This window comes from Rhodococcus sp. NPDC059968, from assembly GCF_042738615.1.
Classification (GTDB): Bacteria; Actinomycetota; Actinomycetes; order Mycobacteriales; family Mycobacteriaceae; genus Rhodococcus_F.
On sequence record NZ_JBHWUE010000003.1, the window covers coordinates 56,518 to 76,908 of the forward strand.

Below are 20,391 nucleotides of genomic sequence, written 5' to 3' on the forward strand. Positions count from 1 at the left end.
TACTGATCGCTCGTTAAAGTTAGTACCACGGCGTCACCGGCACGGTCAATGGTCGAATTTATCTAGCGCCCGTTCAGTAGCGTCTGGTATGGATAGTCAGGGACCGACGGAGGAGACCACCACGTGTATGCCCAGCAATTGACCACCGCTTCCGGCCCTGCCGGAGTGCATCTCGTCGAGATCGACGAACCCGACGGAACCGGCCTCGTCGTCGTGGATCTGCACGCCGCCGGAGTGTCGTTTCCCGACCTGCTGCAGACCACCGGCAGCTACCAGCTCGTCCGCGAACTGCCGTTCGTACTCGGCGTCGAGGGCGCGGGCGTGGTCCGTAGCGCACCCGCGGACAGCGGCATCCGGGCCGGGCAGCGGGTGGCCGTCCTCGCGTCGGACGGAGCGTGGCAGCGGACAGTCGCGGTGGAGCCGGACTCGGTGTTCCCGCTACCCGATTCGGTGTCGCTGGAGGCCGGCGCGGGCTTCCTGATGAACTACCTCACCGTGCACTTCGCCCTCGACGAGCGCGCCCGCTACCGGACCGGCGAGACCGTGCTGGTGCACGGCGCCGCAGGTGGTGTCGGGGTCGCCGCACTGCAGGTCGCGGCCGCGCTGGGGCTCGAGACCATCGCCGTGGTCAGCACCGAGGAGAAGGCCGGCATCGCGAAGGCCAACCGCGCCGATCACGTCGTCCTGCTGGACGGCTGGAAGGACCGGGTCCGCGACCTCACCGGAGGCCGCGGAGTCGACATCATCCTCGACCCGGTCGGCGGCGACCGTTTCACCGACAGCCTGCGCAGCCTCGCGCCCAACGGGCGACTGGTGGTCCTCGGCTTCACCGGCGGCGAGATCCCCACCGTCAAGGTCAATCGCCTTCTCCTGCGTAACATCTCCGTCCTCGGGGCCGGTTGGGGCGAATACGTGCGCACCAATCCCGGATACACGAGCAGGCAGTGGGCGACATTGGGCCCGCTCCTCGAATCGGGTGCGCTGCAGATCACCGAACCCACCGTCTACTCGTTCGAACACGCCGGCGACGCACTGCGGACGCTCGAAACCCGTTCCGCCACCGGCAAGATCGCCCTCTCCGTCCGTCCTTCCTGACAAAGGATCCTCATGAGCTCCGACATTCCCGGCGTGGACACGACCGTCGACAACGGCGTCCTCCGCGTCACTCTCAACCGCCCCTCCCGCATGAACGCCGTCACCACCGAGACCCTCGACGCCGTCGCCGACGCTTTCGACAAGCACGCGGGCGACGCGCAGGTCCGGACCGCCATCCTCACCGGCACCGGTCGCGCGTTCTGCACGGGTGCGGACCTGGGTGGCGAGAAGACGTCCGGTCCGCCGTCGGCCGCGACGATCGACGCCGCGAACCGCACGGCGGCCACGATCCGTGCGTTCCCCCGGCCCGTGATCGGCGCGGTCAACGGTCCCGCCGCCGGCGTCGGGGTCTCCCTCGCCCTGGCCTGCGACCTCACGATCGCCACCGCGTCGAGCTACTTCCTGCTCGCGTTCACGAAGGTCGGCCTGATGCCGGACGGTGGTGCCACCGCGCTCGTCGCCGCGTCGATCGGTCGCGCCCGCGCACTGAAGATGGCGCTTCTGGCCGAAAGACTGCCCGCTGCCGAGGCTCTCGCTGCCGGGTTGATCGCCGACGTGTACCCCGACGACGAGTTCGCCGCATCGATCGAGGCCCTCGCCCGACGTCTCGCCGACGGACCGTCGGAGGCCTTCCACTTCACCAAGGACGCCGTCAACGACGCCACCCTCACCGAACTGGACAACGCGTTCGCCCGCGAGCGCGCAGGCCAGCTCGACCTCCTCGCCGCCCCCGATTACAAGGAAGGCGTCGCGGCGTTCCTGGAGAAGCGTCCCGCCGTGTTCGGCCGAGGCTGAGGACCTACCTTGACACCGACGTCGCACGCTCAGCCCTTCGCCTCCCGGCGCACGCACTGGGCCAATCATGTTGCCCGGCATGCCTTCGCGAAGCCCGATGCCGTGGCGCTCCGGTACCGAGGGGCCTCGACCACCTGGCGTGAGCTCGAGGACCGCAGCGCGAGGACCGCCGCAGTCCTCGCTGCCCGCGGTGTCGGCCGCGGCGACCGTATCGTGCTACTGCTGACCAACCGTCCCGAGTTCCTCGAGGTGATGCTGGCCGCCACTCGCCTGGGTGCGATCGCGGTCCCGGTGAACTTCCGGCTCAGTCCCGGCGAAGTGCGGTTCATCGTCGCCGACAGCGACGCCACCGTCGTGGTCGTCGAGGATTCACTCACCGGTCTCGCCGCGGAGGTCGACGACAGCGTGCCGGTCCTCGTTGTCGGCGACGCCCCCGACGACGTCTCACTCGAGACCCAGTTGCGCGCAGCCGACCCCGACGTCCCGATCGCGGACGTGGCGGAGGACTCCCCCGCCGCCATCATGTACACGTCCGGCACCACCGGGCGTCCGAAGGGCGCGGTGCTGTCGCACCTCAATCTGCAGGCGCAGGCGCTGACCCTCATCCGGGGATGGCGACTGTTCGACACCGAGTCCGAGGTCAACCTGGTCTCGTCCCCGCTGTTCCACATCGCAGCCCTCGGCAGCGTCGGGCCGTTCCTGCTGATCGGCGCCACCATCGTGATCCACCCGACCGGTGCGTTCGATGCGACCGAACTACTCGACGCGCTCGAGCGCGAGCGGGTGACCAGTGTGTTCATGGTGCCCACCCAGTGGCAGGCCATCCTCGACGACGCCGGCCCCGAGGGCCGGGATCTGGCCTTGCGGGTGTTGGGATGGGGCGCCGCGCCTGCCACCCCGACACTCCTCGACCGGCTGAACGCCGCATTCCCCGACGCCGCGATCGTGGCCTTCTTCGGGCAGACCGAGATGTCGCCGGTGACGTGCATGCTCGACGGCAAGGATGCCGTGCGCAAGATCGGCTCGGTCGGGAAGCCGATCGACACGGTCGCGATGCGCGTGGTCGACGAGGCGATGAACGACGTGCCGCAGGGCGAGATCGGTGAGATCGTCTACCGCGGACCGGGACTCATGGAGGGATACTGGCGCAACCCCGAGGCTACCGCGGACGCGTTCGACGGCGGCTGGTTCCACTCCGGCGATCTGGTGCGCGTGGATTCCGAGGGATTCGTGTACGTGGTGGACCGCAAGAAGGACATGATCATCTCGGGCGGGGAGAACATCTACTGCGCCGAGGTCGAGAATGCCCTCGCCGCTCACCCGGACATCGTCGACGTCGCCGTGATCGGGCGGGCCGACGAGCGGTGGGGCGAGGTTCCCGTCGCGGTCGTGGTCCCGCGGGCCGGGGCGGCGCTCGAAGTCGACGCCCTCGCGGACTGGCTCGACGGCCGGGTCGCCCGGTACAAGCGGCCCAGGTTCGTCGAGGTCCTCCCCCAATTGCCCCGCACCGCCAGCGGCAAGGTCGTCAAAGGTGTTCTGCGCGAACAGTTCGGCACCGTGGGCAGTTAGGGTGTGCGGAGGTGGTGGGCGAGGAATTCGGTCTCGTCCGCGACCACCCGCTCGAAGAGTTCGCCGAAGTAGGGGTCGAAATGACCGCCCGGATACACGTGCACCTCGGCGCCGGGGGTCTTGGCCGCGGCCTTCTGCGCACTGCGGGTGAAGGTGACGACGTCGTGGTCGGCGATGGCGAAGAAGACGGGGCAGGCGATCTTCGCGACCGTCGTCGTCGGCCGGTACAGCGCCGCCTGCAACGCCACCCGCCCCGGTGTTTCGTTGCGCCACGTCGAACCGGGCGGATCCATCCCGTGATATCCCGCCTCCGCGTCGGGTGTGGTCATCGCCGCGAACGAGCCCGGTGGCCCGACGACGGGAAACATGTACGGCGGCCGGTGTCGCACCTGCGCATACCGGTCCCGCAGGTAGGCGATCGCCATGCGGCCGAGGCCGGCCATGCCGAGCCGCGGAAGGTTCGTCAGACCGTCGACGTACGGAACCTGTGACACGACCGCGGCCACGCGCCGGTCCCGTGCGGCCGCCGTCAGGACGAGTCCGCCGGACAGTGACGTCCCCCAGAGCGCGACCCGGCTGGGGTCTATGTCCGGGCGGCTGCGCACGAACGCGACGGCGCTGTCCCAGTCGTCGAGTTGACTGTCGATGTCGAGCAGCTGGCGGGGTTCGCCCTCGCTGGCACCGAAGTAGCGGTAGTCGAATACCAGCGCCGTGACTCCCGCGGCCGCGAACCGCTCCGCGAACGCGTCGAGTCTCTGCTCGCGCACCCCGCTCCAGCCGTGGGCGAGCACCACACAGGGTGCTGCCGTGGGAGTTTCGGATCGGCGCCGGTACAGCCAGGCGGCGCAACGCTGTCCCCGCGAGGAGAACCACACGTCCTCGCGGCGGACGTCAGGGCACGACCGACCAGCTTCGACGGGTGTCGGCCGAGGATTCATGGGACGCGCCTCCGAGAGGTGTGGACAGCGTCCAGTCTCGGGCCCTGCGCGCGGCGGCGGAAGCCACCCTAGGGTGACGAATCGGCACCCCAGGGTGGAAGAGATCAGCGCTCGAGGGCGGCTTTCATGCGCTCGAGGGTCTGCCGCATCCCGTCCTGCATCAGCTGGTCGCGGTTGCTGCCCAGCACCTTCGATTTCTGCACCAGCCGCACCCACCATACGGGTGTCGCGTAGATCTCCCGGGTCTCGGTGACGAGTGTGCCGGCGCCGGACGGCTCGAGGTGATACGTCCAGCGCGCCTTCGGCTCGTCCGCCTCGAACGAGAATTTCTGGCCCGGAACGATATCCACGACGGTGCAGTGCGTCTTCCACCGCGCCGCCCCGTGCCGGTTGGCGCCGACGAACCGCGACCCGACCGTCGCCGGGGAACCGGACGTCCAGCGCGCCCCGGTGTTCTCGGGGCTGAACCGGCCCATGCCCGCCACGTCGGTCACCACGTCCCACACCATGCCGGGCGGGACGTCGATCTGGATGCTCGCGCTGTCCACGTCTAGCGGCCCGGAATCCACTGCAGCGCCTTCACGAAGGGCGGCATGATCTTGGCCCACACCTTCGGCGACAGTCCACGCGGACCGCCGAGGTTGAGGATGCGGGTGGTGGCGATGGTCTGCGGTTCGGTGTACTTGACGATCCCGTCGTCGCCGTGGCGGCGCCCGACGCCGGAGACTCCCATGCCGCCCATCGGCGCACCGGTGCTCCCCCATGCCGGGGCGTAACCCTCGTCGACGTTGACGGTTCCGGCGTGGATCCGTGCGGCTATGGCCTCGCCCTCCGCCTTGGTTCCCGCCCACACGCTGGCGTTCAGGCCGTACTCCGTGTCGTTGGCGCGTTCGATCGCCTCGTCCACGTCGGCGACGGGGTAGATCGAGACCAGCGGTCCGAACGTCTCGTCGCGGTAGCACTCGGCGTCCTCGGGAACACCGGTCAGGACGGTCGGCTCGTAGAACAGGGGTCCGAGGTCGGGGCGCGCCTTGCCGCCGGCGACTATGGTGGCGCCCTTGACGACGGCGTCGTCGACGTGGCTGGACACGGCCTTGACCTGCGCCTCGGACACGAGGCTGCCCATTTCGATGCCGAAGTCGTAGCCGGCGCCGAGCTTCATGTTGCGGACGCGCTCCCCGAACATCCGGGTGAACTCGGGTGCGATGGACTCCTCCACGTAGATCCGCTCGATCGAGATGCACAGCTGCCCGGAGTTGGAGTAGCAGGCGCGGACGGCGGCGTCGGTGACCTCACGGAGGTTCGCGCCGGCGGTGACGATCATCGGGTTCTTGCCACCGAGTTCGGCGGAGAAGCCGATGAGACGGCGACCGGCCTGCTCGGCGAGGAGCTGACCCGTGGCCGAGGACCCGGTGAACATCAGGTACTCGGTGTTCTCCACGAGGGCGGTGCCGACCACCGAGCCCGGCCCGGGGACAACGGCGAACAGGTCACGCGGCAGGCCCGCCTGATACAGCAGGTCGACGCAGGCCAGGGCGCAGTACGGGGTCTGGCTGTCGGGCTTGAGGACGACGGCGTTGCCGGCGAGCAGCGCGGCGACGGCGTCGGACACCGCGAGGGTCATGGGGTAGTTCCACGGCGAGATGACGCCGACGACGCCCTTCGGCTGGTACCGCACCACCGTCTTGGTGAGGCCGGGCAGCATGCCGGAGATGCGGCGGGGACGCAGCAGCTTGGGGGCGACACGCGCGTAGTGGCGGGCGGTCATCGAGATGTCGAGGACCTCCTCCTGCGCCGCTGCGCGGGACTTGCCCGTCTCGGCCTGAGCCATGTCCATCAGGGCGTCGCGGTTCTCGAGTACCAGGTCGCGGTAGCGGTGGAAGATCGCGGCGCGTTCCGTGACGGGACGCTTGGCCCATTCCTTCTGCGCCACCCGGGCACGTGCGATCGCGTCCTGGGCGTCCTGAGCGGTACCGACCGGGACGGTGGCCAATTCCTTACCCGTGAACGCCTCGACGACGGACCGCGTCGGGCGATCCGCCGCATCCGGGATGGCGATGAGGTCGGCGAGCCGCGCGAACGTGGCGGCGGACGGAACAGGCATTTCGTACCCCTACTGGTTAGTAGTTTTTGCGGTTACACATAACTTACCTGTTCGGTGGGCTGTGTCACAGGGGCCGGTGTCAGTGCCGTTCCTCGAGCCCGATGGCCTCGCGCAACTTCTTCTCCGCCTCATTCAGGTCGGGGTCCTCGCGGGCGGAGGATTCGAGCAGCGCCGCGAGCGCCTCGGCGATCACGTTCAGCTTCTCCTGGAGCGCCTCGGTGGCACGACGGTTGGCGTTCTCGAGCAACACGACGAGCAGCAGGGTGAACACCGCACCCACGGTATGGATGGCGATCTGCCATTCGTGGAGGTCCTTCCACAAGGGAATGCTGACCACCCACAACGCGACAACTCCCGCGCACACCCCGAAGAAGGGCGCCTGGCTGACCTTCACCTCGATCTGTGCGACAAACCTGTCGAACAGCGAACGGTGATCACCCTGGCGACGACGTGCAGCCTTCGCGCTGCGCTCCATGTACGGAGTCTAGGCGCAGGTCACACCTCCGAGGCGCCCCTTTCAGCAGATCACGACGTTGAGCGCGAGACCTCCCGTCGACGTCTCCTTGTACTTGTCGGACATGTCGCGGCCCGTCTGCCGCATCGTCTCGATGACGGTGTCGAGGGAGACGACGTGGCCGCCGTCGCTGTTCGACGCCATCCGGGCCGCGCTCAGTGCGGTGACCGCCGCGATCCCATTCCGCTCGATGCAGGGAATCTGCACCAGCCCGCCGACCGGGTCGCAGGTCAGGCCGAGGTGGTGTTCCATCGCGATCTCGGCGGCGTACTCGACCTGCGCCGGCCTGCCGCCGAGCACCGCGCACAGCGCCCCGGCCGCCATGGCGCACGCCGAACCGACCTCACCCTGACAGCCGGCCTCCGCTCCCGAGATGGAGGCGTTCGCCTTGACCAGTGATCCGATCGCGGTGGCGGTGAGCAGGAACGCCCGCATGTCGGCGTTGCCGCCGGCGAGGAACTGCTCGTAGTACCGCCCGACGGCCGGGACGATTCCCGCGGCCCCGTTCGTCGGCGCCGTGACGACCCGCCCGCCCGCGGCGTTCTCCTCGTTGACGGCCATCGCGTACGTCTGCAGCCAGTCGATCGCCTCGTGGCTATCGGACGAGACGGCTGCGCCGAGTCTCCGGTACAGACCGGGGGCCCGCCGCACGACGTCCAGTCCACCGGGAAGCCGGCCCTCGGTGGAGACGCCGGCGTCGATGCACGCCACCATGGCCGACCAGATGCGGTCGACCGCCTCCGGCACACGATCGGCACCGATCAGCGCGGCCTCGTTCGCTTCGGCGACATCGGCGATGCTCATCCCGGTCGACTCGCAGATCCCCAGCAACTCTCCGGCGGTCGTGAAGGGGAACGGCACCGGCCGGTCGTCGATATACGACGGTGCCGCGTCCTCGGGGACGACGAACCCACCGCCGACCGAGTAGTACACCCGGTCGGCGACGGTGGAACGGTCGCCGTCGAGAGCTCGCAGGCGCAGAGCGTTAGTGTGCAACGGCATTCGGGTAAGCGGCGCCAGCACCACGTCCTCGGTGCACATCACAACCGGGTGCGTCCCGCCGAGGGCGACGGTGGCGCCGTCGCCGAGCTTCCGCCATGCGCCCCGAACGTCGTCGGGGTCGCATGTCTCCGGCCGGGCGCCGGTCAGCCCGGCGACGACGGCATCGGGGGTTCCGTGACCGATGCCGGTCGCCGCCAGGGCGCCGTAGAGAACGCACTCGACCCGGTCGACCCGGTCGAGCCGACCGGCCGCGTGCAGCCCGTCCACGAAGTCCGCCGCCGCGCGCATCGGACCGACGGTGTGTGAGCTGCTGGGCCCGATCCCGAGGGAGAAGAGCTCGGTCAGGGATATGTAGGCACTCACGCCCAGTTCGCCGTCCGGGTGGACCCCTCCGGCCGTTCCGCCTGCAGGCGCAGCAACTCGCCACGGACCTCGGCGTCCAGAGCGACGTCGAGGACCGTCCACGCCAGCGCCGTCGCACCGTCGAGGATCGCGGCATCGGCCGCGGGACTGGCTGCGGCGTCGGCGAAGTCGGCGTTGTGGGGGATCGCGGTGCTGCCCAGTACCGCGATCGCGGGATGGATGGACGGCACGACCTGCGACACGTTGCCCATGTCGCTGGAGCCTCCGCCGAGTGAGGCGGACGTCAGTTCGCGACCGGTGGCCCGCAGGTTCTCGTCCCAGATCGCCGCGAGCGCCGGGTTCTGGACCATCGGCGCATACGGCGGCTCCGTGGCCGCGTACGTCCACTCGCATCCGGTGGCGAGTGCTCCCGCCTCGAAGCAGGCGAGCACACGCTCTTTCACCTCGCGCCACTCACCGATCTCCGGCGCCCGCACCTCGACCTGCACGACTGTCCTGGCCGGAATGATGTTGGTGACGTCGCCCCCGTGCGAGACGAATGCGTTGACGCGTGTCTTTGCCCGGAACTGCTGGCGGACCAGTCCGATGGCGTTCAGCGCGATCGTCGCCGCGGCACCGGCGTTGATCCCGTGCTCGGGCGCGCCCGCGGCATGCGCGGCGCGGCCGGTGAACGTGACCTCGAACCGGTCGACCGCCTGCATCCACAGCGAGGCACAGGGCATGTCGGTCCCCGACGCACCGTGGACCATCAGGGACAGTGCCGCATCCTCCCACGCACCGGCTTCGAGCATCGGGATCTTGCCGCCGCCGTGCTCCTCGGCCGGTGTGCCCAGCAGTGCGATCCGGAGACCGGCGTCGTCGGCGACCGCCGCGAGCGCGAGGGCCGCGCCGACCCCGGCGGCCGCGATCATATTGTGGCCGCATGCGTGCCCGACTTCGGGCAGCGCGTCGTATTCGGCGCAGATCACGACGGTGAGGTCGCCGGTCCCATAGACCGCTTCGACGGCCGTGTCGAGTCCGTAGACGCCGACGGTGGTGTCGAAGCCCGCATTCCGGAGTGCGTCCCCGACGAGAGCGGCGGCGCGGTGCTCCTCGAACGCGATCTCGGGGGTGTCGTGAATGCGGTGGCTGAGTTCGAGCAGTTCCTTCTCGCGATTCCGGACTGCCTGTGCTGCAGTGTCCTTCAGTGCTGCTGCGCGCGTCGCGGTGGTGTCGCCGACGGGGGTGGCGAGCGTCATGTGCGGGTTCCTTCCAGGTGGTTTCGAATGGGCGGTCAGACGGTGCCGCGCAGCGGCGGGGCGACGACCCCGTCGGGAAGCGGTGAGTCGTACGGGGTCTCGGAGGTGCGGGAGGTGAACTCCTTGCGCGCCGACGCCAGCAGCTCGGCGTCCGTCAGGAGGTCCGCCGCGGTCGCGGCCATGATCTTTGCGGCGTGGACCATCCCCTTGTGTGCGGCGGGAAGCTTGCCCTGGGCGACCATCTGCCACGAGTGGGCGGCAGTGCCGACGGCGACGCACGCCGTGGCGCACTGTACGAGGGGTGTCACCCAGCTGACGTCGCCGAGGTCGCTGGAGCCGGTCATCGTCGGCCGTGATGTCCGCGCGTCGAACGTGACGATGTCGGTGTGCAGAGCGCTTCCGTCGCCCTCGAACTCACCGCCGAGAGTGCTCGCCGTGCGTCCCGATGCCGGCACGGTGACGAACGCCGACGCGGACTCGAGGTCGGTGGCGTCGAAGGGAACCGGTCCGAGCTCGCGGAGCCGCTCCTGCATCGAATCCTCGAGGACGACGTTGGGCAGGATGTCCGAGCATCCGCCGTCGATCTCGATCTCGACCGTGGTCTCGGTCATCAGCGCGGCGCCCTCGGCGATTTTCGTCACGCGGGCGAACAGTTCGCGCATGCCGGCCACGTCCGGCGACCGCACCAGGTAGTACGCCTCGGCGCTCGCCTGGACCACGTTGGGTGAGCGACCGCCGGTGTCGAGGATCGCGTAATGGATCCGGCAGTCCGACGGCATGTGTTCACGCAGGAAGTTCGTGCCGACGTTCATCAGCTCGAGCGCGTCGAGAGCGCTGCGACCGCGCTCGGGGGACACGCCTGCGTGCGACGCGATACCGGTGAAGCGGACGTAGGCCTGGACGTAGGCGAGCGTCCGGATCCGTTGCACGGTGGTCGTGTCACCGGGGTGCCACGACACGGCGGCGTCGACGTCGGCGAACGCGCCCTCCTTCACCATGAACGTCTTTCCGGCGGCGGCCTCCTCTGCGGGGCAGCCGTAGTAACGGACGGTTCCGGGGAGGCCGTTCGCGTCGAGGTACCGCTTGACCGCGGTCGCGGCCAGGAGCGAACCACCACCGAGAAGGTGATGTCCGCATCCCTGCCCGTTCCCGGTCTCGTTGCCGGGCTCCGGTTCCGGCGTGGCACTTCCCGATTTCTGACTCAGCCCGGCGAGTGCGTCGTACTCGCCGACGATCGCGATCACCGGCGCGCCGCTTCCGGCTTCGGCGCTGAACGCGGTCGGGATATCGGCCACCGCCCGGGTGACCGTGAAACCCTCGGCCTCCGCGACGGCGATCTGCGCATCGACGGAAGCGTGTTCTTCCCAACGCAGTTCGGGGTCGTCCCAGATCGCATCGCTCAATGCGGCGTACTGTGCGCCGAGTTCGTCGATGGTGCCGAGGAGGTATGGATCGACAGACACTTCGATGTCCTTTCGTTCGGTGTTTCCAGGGATGTCAGGCGTGCACTTGCTCGTCGTCGGCAAGTGGGGTCTTGTCGTTTTCGGTGACGGTCGCCGGCGAGCGGAGTTTCAGTGCCAGAAGAGCTGTGAGGGCGCACAGTGCCGCACAGACGGCCCACACCACGTGATAGGCGCCCACGGAGGGGATCTGTTTGGCGCTGCCGGTGAGCGCGGGAGTGATCATCGACGACATCACGAGGGCGAACACGGCGCCGGCCACGGCTCCCGACGCGGTTCGGGACGTGTTGTAGAGGCCGGATGCGATGCCGACCGAATCCGGCGGGGCCTGCTGCACGATGACTGTGGGCAGTACCCCGACCACCACGCCGCCACCCAGTCCCGCGACGACGAGCCACAGCGCAAACAGCGCGGCGTCACCCGGGACGACGATCATCAGGATGTAGGACGCCGCCGAGAGGACCGCACCCAGTGCGAGCGATCCGGCCACGGTGAGGGCGGAACGGGCGAGCCGGTCGCTCATGGACGCACCGACGAACATCGCGAGCGCGAACAGCGCCAGGATCAGCCCGGTCATCGAGGCGGTGACGCCCAGCCCGTAGCCGTTGGTTTCCGGCGTGGCCCGGAGGAAGAGGGCGCTGGGGGTCTGGACACCGAACAGTTGGGCGCCGAACAGCATTGCCATCAACATGGGCACGCGCATTCCTCGTCCGACCACGTCGAGGTCCACGAGAGGATGCCGGACCCGTCGTTCCACGAACACCCACACGACGAGAACGACGGCCCCGACCCCGATGGCCGCCCACGTCAGGGCGCTCGTCCAGCCCCAGGTGCCGGCGTTGGAGACACCGCCGAGCACCCCGAGCAGACCCACCGTCAGCAGGACCGCGCCGGTCCAGTCGACGGTGCCCGTCTTGCGCACCGTCGTCTCCGGGACGAGGAAGTACACCACCGCAAGGCAGATCGTCATGAGGACGGCGGGCACGAGCAGCACGACGCTCACGTCGCCGATCACCGAGTCGAGGAGGAATCCCGAGAGCAGGCCGCCGACGGCGGCACCCAGTGTCAGCGACCCGACGAGTCGCCCGATGCTCCGGCCCGCAGTGGCCGGGTTGCGGTCCCGCACGATCGCGAACTCGAGCGGAAGGAACGCCGCGAGCGGCGCCTGCAACGCCCGGCCCACGAGCAGCAATTCGAACGACGGTGCGAACGCGACGAGGAACGAACCGAGCGCAACGGACGCGGTCGCGACGACGAGAAGCCGTTTGTGCCCGAAGAGGTCACCGAGTTTGGCGATCAGCGGGACGCAGGCGGCCGTTCCCAGCAGATACATTGCGCTCACCCAGTTCAAGGCGGCGGACGACGCGTCGAAACGTTCGCCGATGGCGGGCAGCAGCGGGGAGAACCACCCCTGCAACAGGCCGCTGGCGAACTCCATGACCACGAGGAATCCGACCGCTGCCGTGGCAGCGTCGCTTCCCTGGAGGTGGCGCGAAGAACTCATGTGGACTCCAAGAGGATCAGCGGACAGTGACTGATGGAAGAGTGACCCGATGTGAATTCCGTCGTGTAAATTTGCAGCTTTCTCGGCACAAGAGGACGAATCATGCAGGATTACGAGCCAGATGATGTCGACTTCGGTCTCATGCATGCACTGCAGATCGAGCCGCGGGCATCCTGGAAGGCGCTCGCACCGATCCTGGCCGTCGACCCCGTGACGTTGTCGCGGCGGTACCAGCGGCTCCGCGACACCGGTCTGATCTGGATCACCGGCTACGACGCCGGGACGCCGGGACGCGGCGCGCTGATCGAAATCGAATGCGCACCGGGACAATCCGTCGCAACTGCGCAGGCGATGTCGGAAGATCCGATGGTCGCCGGCGTCGACTTCACGGCGGGCGGCCGCGACCTCCTGCTCACGCTGATGGCGCAGGATTCGGCGGACACGTCGCGGTTCCTGCTCCATCGGCTCGGGGAGTATCCGGCGATCCGGCGAGCCCGGACCCACCTCATCACCGAGGTGCTCTTCGAGGCCGGGAACTGGCGGCTGCGCACGCTGTCCGCGGCGCAGGCCGGCCGGGTTCCCGGCGCCCGGCCGCCCCGCCCCCGGGCCGCGCGGACGGTCTCACCCGACCTGAAACGCGTGATCCATTACGAACTCGGCATCGACGGCCGCGCGCCCACCACGGCGATCGCCGAACGCGCCGGCGTCAGCAATCAGCGCATCACCGACGCGATCGCGACGATGCGGCGAGACGGATCCCTCCTGCTGCGCACCGACATTGCCCGGACCTACTCCGAATGGCCGATCTACGCCTGGTACTTCATGCAGGTTCCCGCGCCGCTGATCGAACGGCTGAGGACGTCGCTGGGCCGGATCGAGGAAGTGCGGCTGGCGGTACTCGTGGCCAGCGAATACAACCTGATCATGGCCGTCTGGTTGCGCACCCTCAACGACGTGCACCGGTTCGAACTGCTTCTCGAGAAGCTCCTGCCCGGGTCGCGGGTGGCGGACCGGTCGGTGGTCATGCAGATCGGGAAACACCTGGGGCACATCCTGGACGACCGCGGACGGGCCACGGGTCCCGTGGTTTCCATGATCTCCCCCGCCGGGACGTGACCGGGCCGCGATTCTCAGACGGTCCTCAGAAAAGTCACAACTCGGGCCCCTATCGTTGCCCCGGCAAACCAACCGACATGGGAGGACTCGTCATGAACGTTTCACGAGCACGTCTGCAATTCGGTATCGCCGCCGTCGGCGCGATCTCCGCCGCCCTCGTGATCCCGGGCATCGCTTCCGCTGATCCGGCCGACTCCGACTCCGCCCGCCTCGTGAACTCCACCTGCAGCTTCGCGCAGATCGATGCGGCGATGCACGACGTGACTCCGCAGCTCGCCGCACGCCTGGACCAGGCACCCGAGCGCAAGGCTCAGCTGGCGGACTTCTTCTCGAAGACCCCGGCCGACCGCCAGGCCGTTCTCGACGCGCACCCGCAGCTGAAGAGCCGACTGGACACCGTCCCGACCGAGGGACCGGCCGTCGAGTGGCGCGCAAAAGCCCTGACGATCGCCGAGACCTGCGGTAACTACTGACGCACGCTAGGCGGGGCGGACGGTGCGCAGGACCGTCTGCCCTGTGTCCAGCCGGCGGATGTTGTCGGTGATGTCGCGAACACGGCCGACGAACGTGTGGTCGGTGACGCCGGACGAGTGCGGGGTCATCAGGACGTTCGGCAGGTCGCGGAACGGCAGCGCGCTCGGGGCGCCGCGACCGCCGGCATCGGGGTAGGAGTACCACACGTCGATCGCCGCGGCCGCGATCCGGTGCGACGCCAGCGCGTCGTACAGCGGTTGTTCCTGGACGAGCGGGCCGCGCCCGACGTTGATCAGGATGCCGTCGGCGCCGAGCGCGTCGAGTTCCGCGCCGCCGATCATGCTGCGGGTGTGATCGTTCAGGGGCGCGGACACCACCACCACGTCGGACTCCGTCAGGAGCCGGAGCAACGACGTGTTGTCTCCCGCCCAAGCTAGGCCTTCCGCGGCGGCGTCGAGACTTCCCCGCCCGGTCACGGCGCAGCCCTCGGCACCGAACGCGCGCAGCAGGTTCCACGACCGCCGGCCGATGTGACCGAAGCCGACGAATCCGACCCGCGCGCCCCGCATCGACCGGGACTGCGCGATCGCGTCGTCGTAGACCGACGTGGCCCACACGTCGCCGCGGAGGGCGCGATCGTGTCGGAGGAATCCGCGTCGCAGCATCAGCGCCGCCGACACGATGTACTCGGCGATGGAATCCTCGTGGTGAAAGGTGTTGGCCACCAGAGTGTCGGCAGGGAGGGCGTCGAATTCGACCTTGTCGGTGCCCGCGCCGGCCACGTGCAGCAGGCGCAGCTTCGGTGCTGCGGCCGCCATCGCGGCGGTGAACCGGCCGCCCACGTACACGTCGGCGTCGGCCAGATCGGCGACGATCGACGGTTCGTCGAACGTCCGATGCCACGACACCGTCGCACCGGACGGCAGCCCCGACTCGAACAATTCGCGATGCGGCAGCAGGTTCCGGTCGCCGACGACGATCTTCATCAGGCGCGCACCAGCGCGGGCCGCTTGCTGTCGAACGTCCAGTTCGGCACCAGGAACTGCATGCCGATCGAATCGTCGCGGGCGCCGAGCCCCTTCTGCAGATACAGCTCGTGGGCGGCCTCGACGCGGTCCATGTCGAGTTCCACCCCGAGGCCGGGGGTCGACGGCACCGTGAGGTAGCCGCCTTCGATCTCGTACGGGTCCTTGGTGATCCGCTGACCGTCCTGCCAGATCCAGTGGGTGTCGATGGCGGTGATGTCGCCAGGAGCCGCGGCCGCGACGTGGGTGAACATCGCGAGCGACACGTCGAAGTGGTTGTTGGAATGCGAACCCCACGTGAGGCCCCACGCATCACAGAGCTGGGCGACCCGGACCGATCCGTTCATCGTCCAGAAGTGCGGATCGGCGAGCGAGATGTCGACGGCGCCGGAGCGGATGGTGTGCCCCATCTCGCGCCAGTCGGTGGCGATCATGTTGGTGGCGGTCGGCAGTCCGGTGGCGCGCTTGAATTCGCTCATCACCTCACGACCGGAGAAGCTGCCCTCGGGGCCGACGGGGTCTTCGGCGTACGCGAGAACGTCTTTCAGTCCGCGGCAGGTCTCGATCGCGTCCGACAGCAGCCAACCGCCGTTGGGGTCGAGGGTGATCCGGGCGTCGGGGAACCGCTCGGCCAGTGCCGTGACCGCGGCCGCCTCCTCGTGCGGTGCGAGGACGCCGCCCTTGAGCTTGAAGTCCGCGAAGCCGTACCGCGCGTGGGCCGCCTCGGCGAGTAGCACGACCGCGTCCGGTGTCAGCGCCTCCTCGTGCCGCAGTCGCAGCCAGTCGTCGGACTCCGCCGCACCCGACTGGTAGTCGAGGTCGGTCTTGTTGCGGTCGCCGACGAAGAAGAGATAACCGAGCGCCTGCACCTTCTCGCGCTGCTGGCCCTCGCCGAGCAGGGCCGCGACGGGAACCCCGAGGTGCTGCCCGAGAACGTCGAGGAGTGCCGACTCGACGGCGGTCACGGCGTGGATCGCGACGCGGAGGTCGAACGTCTGGTTGCCGCGGCCTGCGGCGTCCCGGTCGGCGAACGTGCGCCGCAGATCGGCGAGAACGCCGTTGTACTCGCCGATGCTGCGCCCCGTCACGATCGCGCGGGCGTCCTCGAGGGTACGGCGGATCGGTTCACCACCGGGCACCTCGCCGACACCGGTGTTGCCGTCGGAATCGGTGAGGATCACCAGGTTCCGGGTGAAGTACGGGGCATGCGCACCGGACAGGTTCAGGAGCATGCTGTCGTGTCCCGCGATCGGGACCACTCGCATGTCGGTGACGACCGGGGTGCTCGTTGTACTCATCTCCGAAACCTTCCTTCACAGCGGAGCGCCGCCCGTGAGGCGCCTCACAACCAAAACTCTAAGTGGCCCGATCGATACATGTCCAAGACTTGTTGAGCATCGATCGATGCAGACACTGCATCAGAGAAGCTGCTGACCGATCAGCATCAACGCACCCACACAGGACACCGTGATGGACGCCCGGCGCAGGCGCGCCGCGTCCAGGTGACGATTCACCAACCGCGACGCCACATAGCCGAGCACCGTCGCCGGGATCAGCAGCAGGAACATCACCGCCGACTCGCGGTGCACCGACCCCGTCGCGGCGAGAACGGCAACCGACAGTGTGGAGCCGACCAGAAAGAACGCGCTCATGTTGCCGCGCAGCTGCGCCCCCTTCGACCCCTGCATCACCAGGGCCATCGGCGGTCCGCCGATCGACGTGGCCGTGCCGAGCAGACCCGACGCGGCCCCGGCGACGGCGAGGTTCCGGCGCCGCGGCGGCGGTGCCCAGCCCAGTGCCGCGAAGACGACCCCGGACAGCACCACGGCCGCGAGCAGCAGCGACAACCCCCGTTCCGGCAGCACCACCAGCAGCAACGCGCCCGCGAGCGTGCCCGGCACCCGGCCGGCCAGCGCCCACCCGGTGCCCGACAGATCGAGGGCGTCGCGTTCCCGCCACACCACCATCACCGTGACGACCGTCGCCGTCATGATCAGCGTCCCGGGCAGCAGACCCGGGTCGACGAGCGCGACGACGGGCGCCGCGAACATGCCCATCCCGAACCCGATCGACGCCTGCATGCACGAGGCGAGGAAGACGGCGAACGCGATGATCGCGAACTCTGCCCCGCTCACCCGACCGCGACGGGGACCGGGACGCCGAGTTCGACCGGACGCCGGGGATGGTGGCATTCGGCGACGTGGCCGCTCTCGCGCTCGTCGACCGCTGCAGGTGGCACGGTGCTCGCGCAGATGTCGGTCGCGTGGGCGCAGCGGGTGCGGAACCGGCAGCCCGACGGCGGGTTCAGCGGCGACGGCACTTCACCGTCGAGGATGATCCGCTTGCCGCGGGATGCGGCGTCCAGTTTCGGTGCCGCCGACATCAGGGCCTCGGTGTACGGGTGGGCGGGACGGTCGAAGACGGCGTCCGTCGCACCTGTCTCCACGATCCGCCCGAGGTACATCACGGCGACGCGGTCGGCGACGTGCCGGACCACCGACAGGTCGTGCGAGATGAACACGTACGAGATGCCGAGCTGCTTCTGCAGGTCGTTCAGCAGGTTGAGCACCTGGGCCTGCACCGACAGGTCGAGTGCCGACACGGGTTCGTCGCAGATGACGACGCTCGGGTTCAACGCCAGGGCGCGGGCGATCCCGAGTCGTTGCCGCTGACCACCGGAGAACTCCTGCGGGTACCGGTGCTCGTCGCTCGGCCGCAGCCCCACCAGATGCAGCAGTTCCCGCACCCGCGCCGCCCGGTCGCGGCTCGTCTTGTACATCGTCTTGTGGGTGCGCCACGGCTCGGCGATGATGTCGGCCGCCGACATCCGGGAGTTCAGCGACGCGTACGGGTCCTGGAACACCATCTGCACCCGGCGGCGCAGGGCGAGCAGGTCCTTGCCCTTCAGCGAGAACGGGTCGACGCCGTCCCACGTCACCGAACCGGAGTCGGGGCGCTCGAGCATCATCAGCGTGCGGGCGAGAGTGGACTTGCCACAGCCCGATTCGCCGACGAGCCCGAGCGTTTCGCCGCGGGCGAGGTCGAGGTCGATGCCGTCGAGCGCGCGCAACTGATTCTTGCCTGCCGCGTTGGCTGGCACCTTGAACGTCTTGGTGAGGCCCCGCACCTTCAGAATCGACTCAGACATGTGAGATCTCCTCGGGGAAATGGCACGCCGAGCGGCGACCGGGTGTGGCGACGTCGGCGAGCGGCGGGCGGGTGGTCCGGCACAGGTCGCGGGCCAGCGGGCAGCGCGCCTGGTAGACGCAGCCGGACGGAATGGAGTGCAGGTCGGGCGGGGTGCCGCCGATGGATTTCAGGTCCTCGCCGCGGACCGCGTGCACGGGGACCGAATCGAGCAGGCCCTTCGTGTACGGGTGCTGCGGCGACGCGAAGACCTCGGCGACCGGGCCCGTCTCGACGACGTTGCCCGCGTACATGATCGCGACGCGGTCGGCCTCCTCCGCGACGAGGGCGAGGTCGTGGGTGATGAGGATGACGGCCATGTCGTGCTCGGTGCGCAGATCCCGCAGCAGCGACATGATCTGTGCCTGCACCGTGACGTCGAGTGCCGTCGTCGGCTCGTCGGCGAGCAGGACCGTCGGGCTCAGTGCGACGGCCATCGCGATCAGCAGGCGCTGCCGCATGCCGCCGGAGAACTGGTGTGGGTAGGAGTCGACGCGCGATTCGGGCTCGGGAATCCCGACCCTCTGCATCAGCGAGATCGCCTCCCGCCTTGCCTCTTTCGCGGACAGATTGCGATGGATCCGGAACGGTTCGGCCAACTGCTTGCCGACCGTGTAGACGGGATTGAGCGCGGTCAGCGCGTCCTGGAACACGATGGCGAGTTCGGTGGCGGCGAGGGTGCGGCGGGTCCTGGCTTTCGCCGTCACCAGGTCGACGTCGCCGAGACGGACCGAGCCGTCGGTGATGTCGGCGATCGGTTCGAGCAGGCCGACGAGGGCCTGCGCGGTCATCGACTTGCCGCACCCCGACTCACCGAGCAGCGCGAGGGTCTCCCCGCGTCGCGCGGTGAACGACACGTGGTCGACGGCCCGGACGGTGCCCGAGGGGGTGCGCAGGTCGACGGTCAGATCCGCGACCTCGAGGGCGACGCGGTCGTTGTCAGCGACGTCGAGCGATTCGACAGCCGGTGCAGGTGCACTCATGAGACGACCTTTCGGGTGGGGAACAGCCGGGAGCGACGCGACCGCGGGACGGTCAGACGCCAGCGCTGGGCGGGATCGGTGGCGATCCGGGCCCACGCCGCGAGCACGGTCGCCGACACGGTGGTGATGACGATGGCGAGGCCAGGGAAGAACGACAGCCACCACGCCGTCTGCAGGTACGTCCGGCCCTGGGACACCATCAGGCCCCAGCTGATGTCCGGCGGCTGGATGCCGATGCCGAGGAAGCTCAGCGACGACTCGGCGAGCATCACGTAGCAGAAGTCCAGGGTGGCGACGGTGAGCAGCGTCGGCAGCAGGATGGGGAACACGTGCCGGCGGATGACGGCCCCGCTGCGGGCGCCGAAAGTGCGGGCGGCGTCCACGAACAACCGGCTCTGCAGTTCCGCCGACTCCGCGCGGGCGGTGCGGAGGTAGATCGGGATGCGGGTGATCGCCAGGACCAGGACGATGTTCGCGGCGCTGGGCGAGAACACGTACAGGACGACGACGGCCATCAGCAGCGACGGGAAGCTCATGATGACGTCGGCAACGCGCATCGCCGTCGTTTCCCGCCAGCCGCGGTGGTAGCCGGCCCACATGCCGACGAGAGACCCGATGATGCAGGACAGCGCGACCGCGGGCAGCGCCACCAGGAGGGTGGTGCGGCACGCGACGATCAACCGGGCCAGCATGCTGCGTCCGAGCGGGTCGGTGCCGAGGAGGTTCATCCACCCGTTCGCGACGTGGAACGGTGCGAGGTTGGACTGGTCGAGGTTCTGATCCGTCGCAGCGTCGCCGACGAGCCACGGGCCGAACACGGCGACGAGGAACACGAACACCAGGATCGCCGCCGCGACCGTCGCCATCCGGTCCCGTAGGAGCAGTCGCCACAACGGCGCCTTGCTCCGGGAGGCCTTCGGTGCCGGAACGGTTTCTTCGACGGGGGCCGCGACGGCCGGCGTCTCGTCGGGGCCCGGGTAGACGTCGCCGGCTCCGTCCAGGCGGGGTGCGTTGTCTATGGACAT

The 20,391-nt window shown here is 69.0% G+C and carries 19 protein-coding genes; 5 read left to right on the forward strand and 14 right to left on the reverse strand.

The genetic code is table 11. The features are described from left to right. Positions 1-123 precede the first annotated feature (123 nt). The 3 genes from ACFWAY_RS04405 to ACFWAY_RS04415 are packed head-to-tail and all read left to right on the forward strand — an operon-like array spanning position 124 to position 3,459. Complete coding sequence (locus tag ACFWAY_RS04405; RefSeq protein WP_378457226.1) at positions 124-1,095, forward strand: NADPH:quinone oxidoreductase family protein; 972 nt, start codon at positions 124-126, stop codon at positions 1,093-1,095. Between the two features lie 12 nt (positions 1,096-1,107). Further along, positions 1,108-1,890, forward strand: coding sequence for an enoyl-CoA hydratase (locus ACFWAY_RS04410; protein ID WP_378509907.1), 783 nt, complete (start codon positions 1,108-1,110; stop codon positions 1,888-1,890). A 9-nt stretch (positions 1,891-1,899) separates the two neighbouring features. Beyond that, positions 1,900-3,459 (forward strand): long-chain-fatty-acid--CoA ligase, encoded by a 1,560-nt coding sequence (locus ACFWAY_RS04415; RefSeq protein WP_378509908.1) that lies wholly within the window; start codon positions 1,900-1,902, stop codon positions 3,457-3,459. Here ACFWAY_RS04415 and ACFWAY_RS04420 read toward each other — a convergent pair. The 8 genes from ACFWAY_RS04420 to ACFWAY_RS04455 form a co-directional block, all read right to left on the reverse strand. Further along, positions 3,456-4,397 (reverse strand): alpha/beta hydrolase, encoded by a 942-nt coding sequence (locus ACFWAY_RS04420; protein ID WP_378509909.1) that lies wholly within the window; start codon positions 4,395-4,397, stop codon positions 3,456-3,458. The genes ACFWAY_RS04415 and ACFWAY_RS04420 overlap by 4 nt on opposite strands. Positions 4,398-4,501: 104 nt before the next feature. Continuing rightward, positions 4,502-4,945 carry an SRPBCC family protein gene (locus tag ACFWAY_RS04425; RefSeq protein ID WP_378457230.1) on the reverse strand — a complete coding sequence of 148 codons (444 nt, stop codon included), beginning with the start codon at positions 4,943-4,945 and terminating at the stop codon, positions 4,502-4,504. A 2-nt stretch (positions 4,946-4,947) separates the two neighbouring features. Continuing rightward, positions 4,948-6,501, reverse strand: coding sequence for a succinic semialdehyde dehydrogenase (locus tag ACFWAY_RS04430; RefSeq protein ID WP_378457222.1), 1,554 nt, complete (start codon positions 6,499-6,501; stop codon positions 4,948-4,950). A gap of 79 nt (positions 6,502-6,580) precedes the next feature. Beyond that, complete coding sequence (locus ACFWAY_RS04435; protein WP_378457221.1) at positions 6,581-6,976, reverse strand: low affinity iron permease family protein; 396 nt, start codon at positions 6,974-6,976, stop codon at positions 6,581-6,583. 42 nt (positions 6,977-7,018) lie between these two features. After that, a complete protein-coding gene (locus ACFWAY_RS04440) occupies positions 7,019-8,380 on the reverse strand; it encodes an L-serine ammonia-lyase (protein ID WP_378509910.1) in 1,362 nt (453 codons plus the stop codon). Next, the gene (locus tag ACFWAY_RS04445; protein ID WP_378509911.1) at positions 8,377-9,618 is read right to left on the reverse strand and encodes an amidohydrolase; all 1,242 of its coding nucleotides are present in this window, start codon (positions 9,616-9,618) and stop codon (positions 8,377-8,379) included. The genes ACFWAY_RS04440 and ACFWAY_RS04445 overlap by 4 nt, the downstream gene beginning before the upstream one ends. Positions 9,619-9,653: 35 nt before the next feature. Then, the gene (locus ACFWAY_RS04450) at positions 9,654-11,081 is read right to left on the reverse strand and encodes an amidohydrolase (RefSeq protein WP_378509912.1); all 1,428 of its coding nucleotides are present in this window, start codon (positions 11,079-11,081) and stop codon (positions 9,654-9,656) included. Positions 11,082-11,115: 34 nt separating this feature from the next. Continuing rightward, positions 11,116-12,582: an MFS transporter gene (locus ACFWAY_RS04455; protein WP_378509913.1), complete on the reverse strand. Its 1,467-nt coding sequence runs from the start codon at positions 12,580-12,582 to the stop codon at positions 11,116-11,118. 102 nt (positions 12,583-12,684) lie between these two features. On the opposite strand from ACFWAY_RS04455, the gene ACFWAY_RS04460 reads away from it, so the two are divergent. Together ACFWAY_RS04460 and ACFWAY_RS04465 are read left to right on the forward strand one after the other, a co-directional pair. Then, positions 12,685-13,698, forward strand: coding sequence for an Lrp/AsnC family transcriptional regulator (locus tag ACFWAY_RS04460; protein WP_378457216.1), 1,014 nt, complete (start codon positions 12,685-12,687; stop codon positions 13,696-13,698). Positions 13,699-13,790: 92 nt separating this feature from the next. Then, positions 13,791-14,171 carry a hemophore-related protein gene (locus ACFWAY_RS04465; protein WP_378457215.1) on the forward strand — a complete coding sequence of 127 codons (381 nt, stop codon included), beginning with the start codon at positions 13,791-13,793 and terminating at the stop codon, positions 14,169-14,171. 6 nt (positions 14,172-14,177) lie between these two features. On the opposite strand, the gene ACFWAY_RS04470 is transcribed toward ACFWAY_RS04465, so the two are convergent. From ACFWAY_RS04470 to ACFWAY_RS04495, 6 genes are all read right to left on the reverse strand, one after another. Next, positions 14,178-15,158 carry a 2-hydroxyacid dehydrogenase gene (locus ACFWAY_RS04470; RefSeq protein WP_378509914.1) on the reverse strand — a complete coding sequence of 327 codons (981 nt, stop codon included), beginning with the start codon at positions 15,156-15,158 and terminating at the stop codon, positions 14,178-14,180. Beyond that, positions 15,158-16,495: a glucarate dehydratase gene (gudD, locus tag ACFWAY_RS04475; protein ID WP_378509915.1), complete on the reverse strand. Its 1,338-nt coding sequence runs from the start codon at positions 16,493-16,495 to the stop codon at positions 15,158-15,160. The genes ACFWAY_RS04470 and gudD overlap by 1 nt, the downstream gene beginning before the upstream one ends. Positions 16,496-16,615: 120 nt before the next feature. Next, entirely contained in the window at positions 16,616-17,332 is a 717-nt protein-coding gene (locus ACFWAY_RS04480; RefSeq protein ID WP_378509916.1) for a sulfite exporter TauE/SafE family protein, read from the reverse strand. Continuing rightward, positions 17,329-18,345, reverse strand: a complete 1,017-nt coding sequence (locus tag ACFWAY_RS04485) for an ABC transporter ATP-binding protein (RefSeq protein WP_378509917.1) — start codon at positions 18,343-18,345, stop codon at positions 17,329-17,331. The genes ACFWAY_RS04480 and ACFWAY_RS04485 overlap by 4 nt, the downstream gene beginning before the upstream one ends. After that, a complete protein-coding gene (locus tag ACFWAY_RS04490) occupies positions 18,338-19,366 on the reverse strand; it encodes an ABC transporter ATP-binding protein (RefSeq protein WP_378509918.1) in 1,029 nt (342 codons plus the stop codon). Before ACFWAY_RS04490 ends, ACFWAY_RS04485 begins: the two co-directional genes overlap by 8 nt. Continuing rightward, positions 19,363-20,391, reverse strand: coding sequence for an ABC transporter permease (locus tag ACFWAY_RS04495; protein ID WP_378509919.1), 1,029 nt, complete (start codon positions 20,389-20,391; stop codon positions 19,363-19,365). Before ACFWAY_RS04495 ends, ACFWAY_RS04490 begins: the two co-directional genes overlap by 4 nt.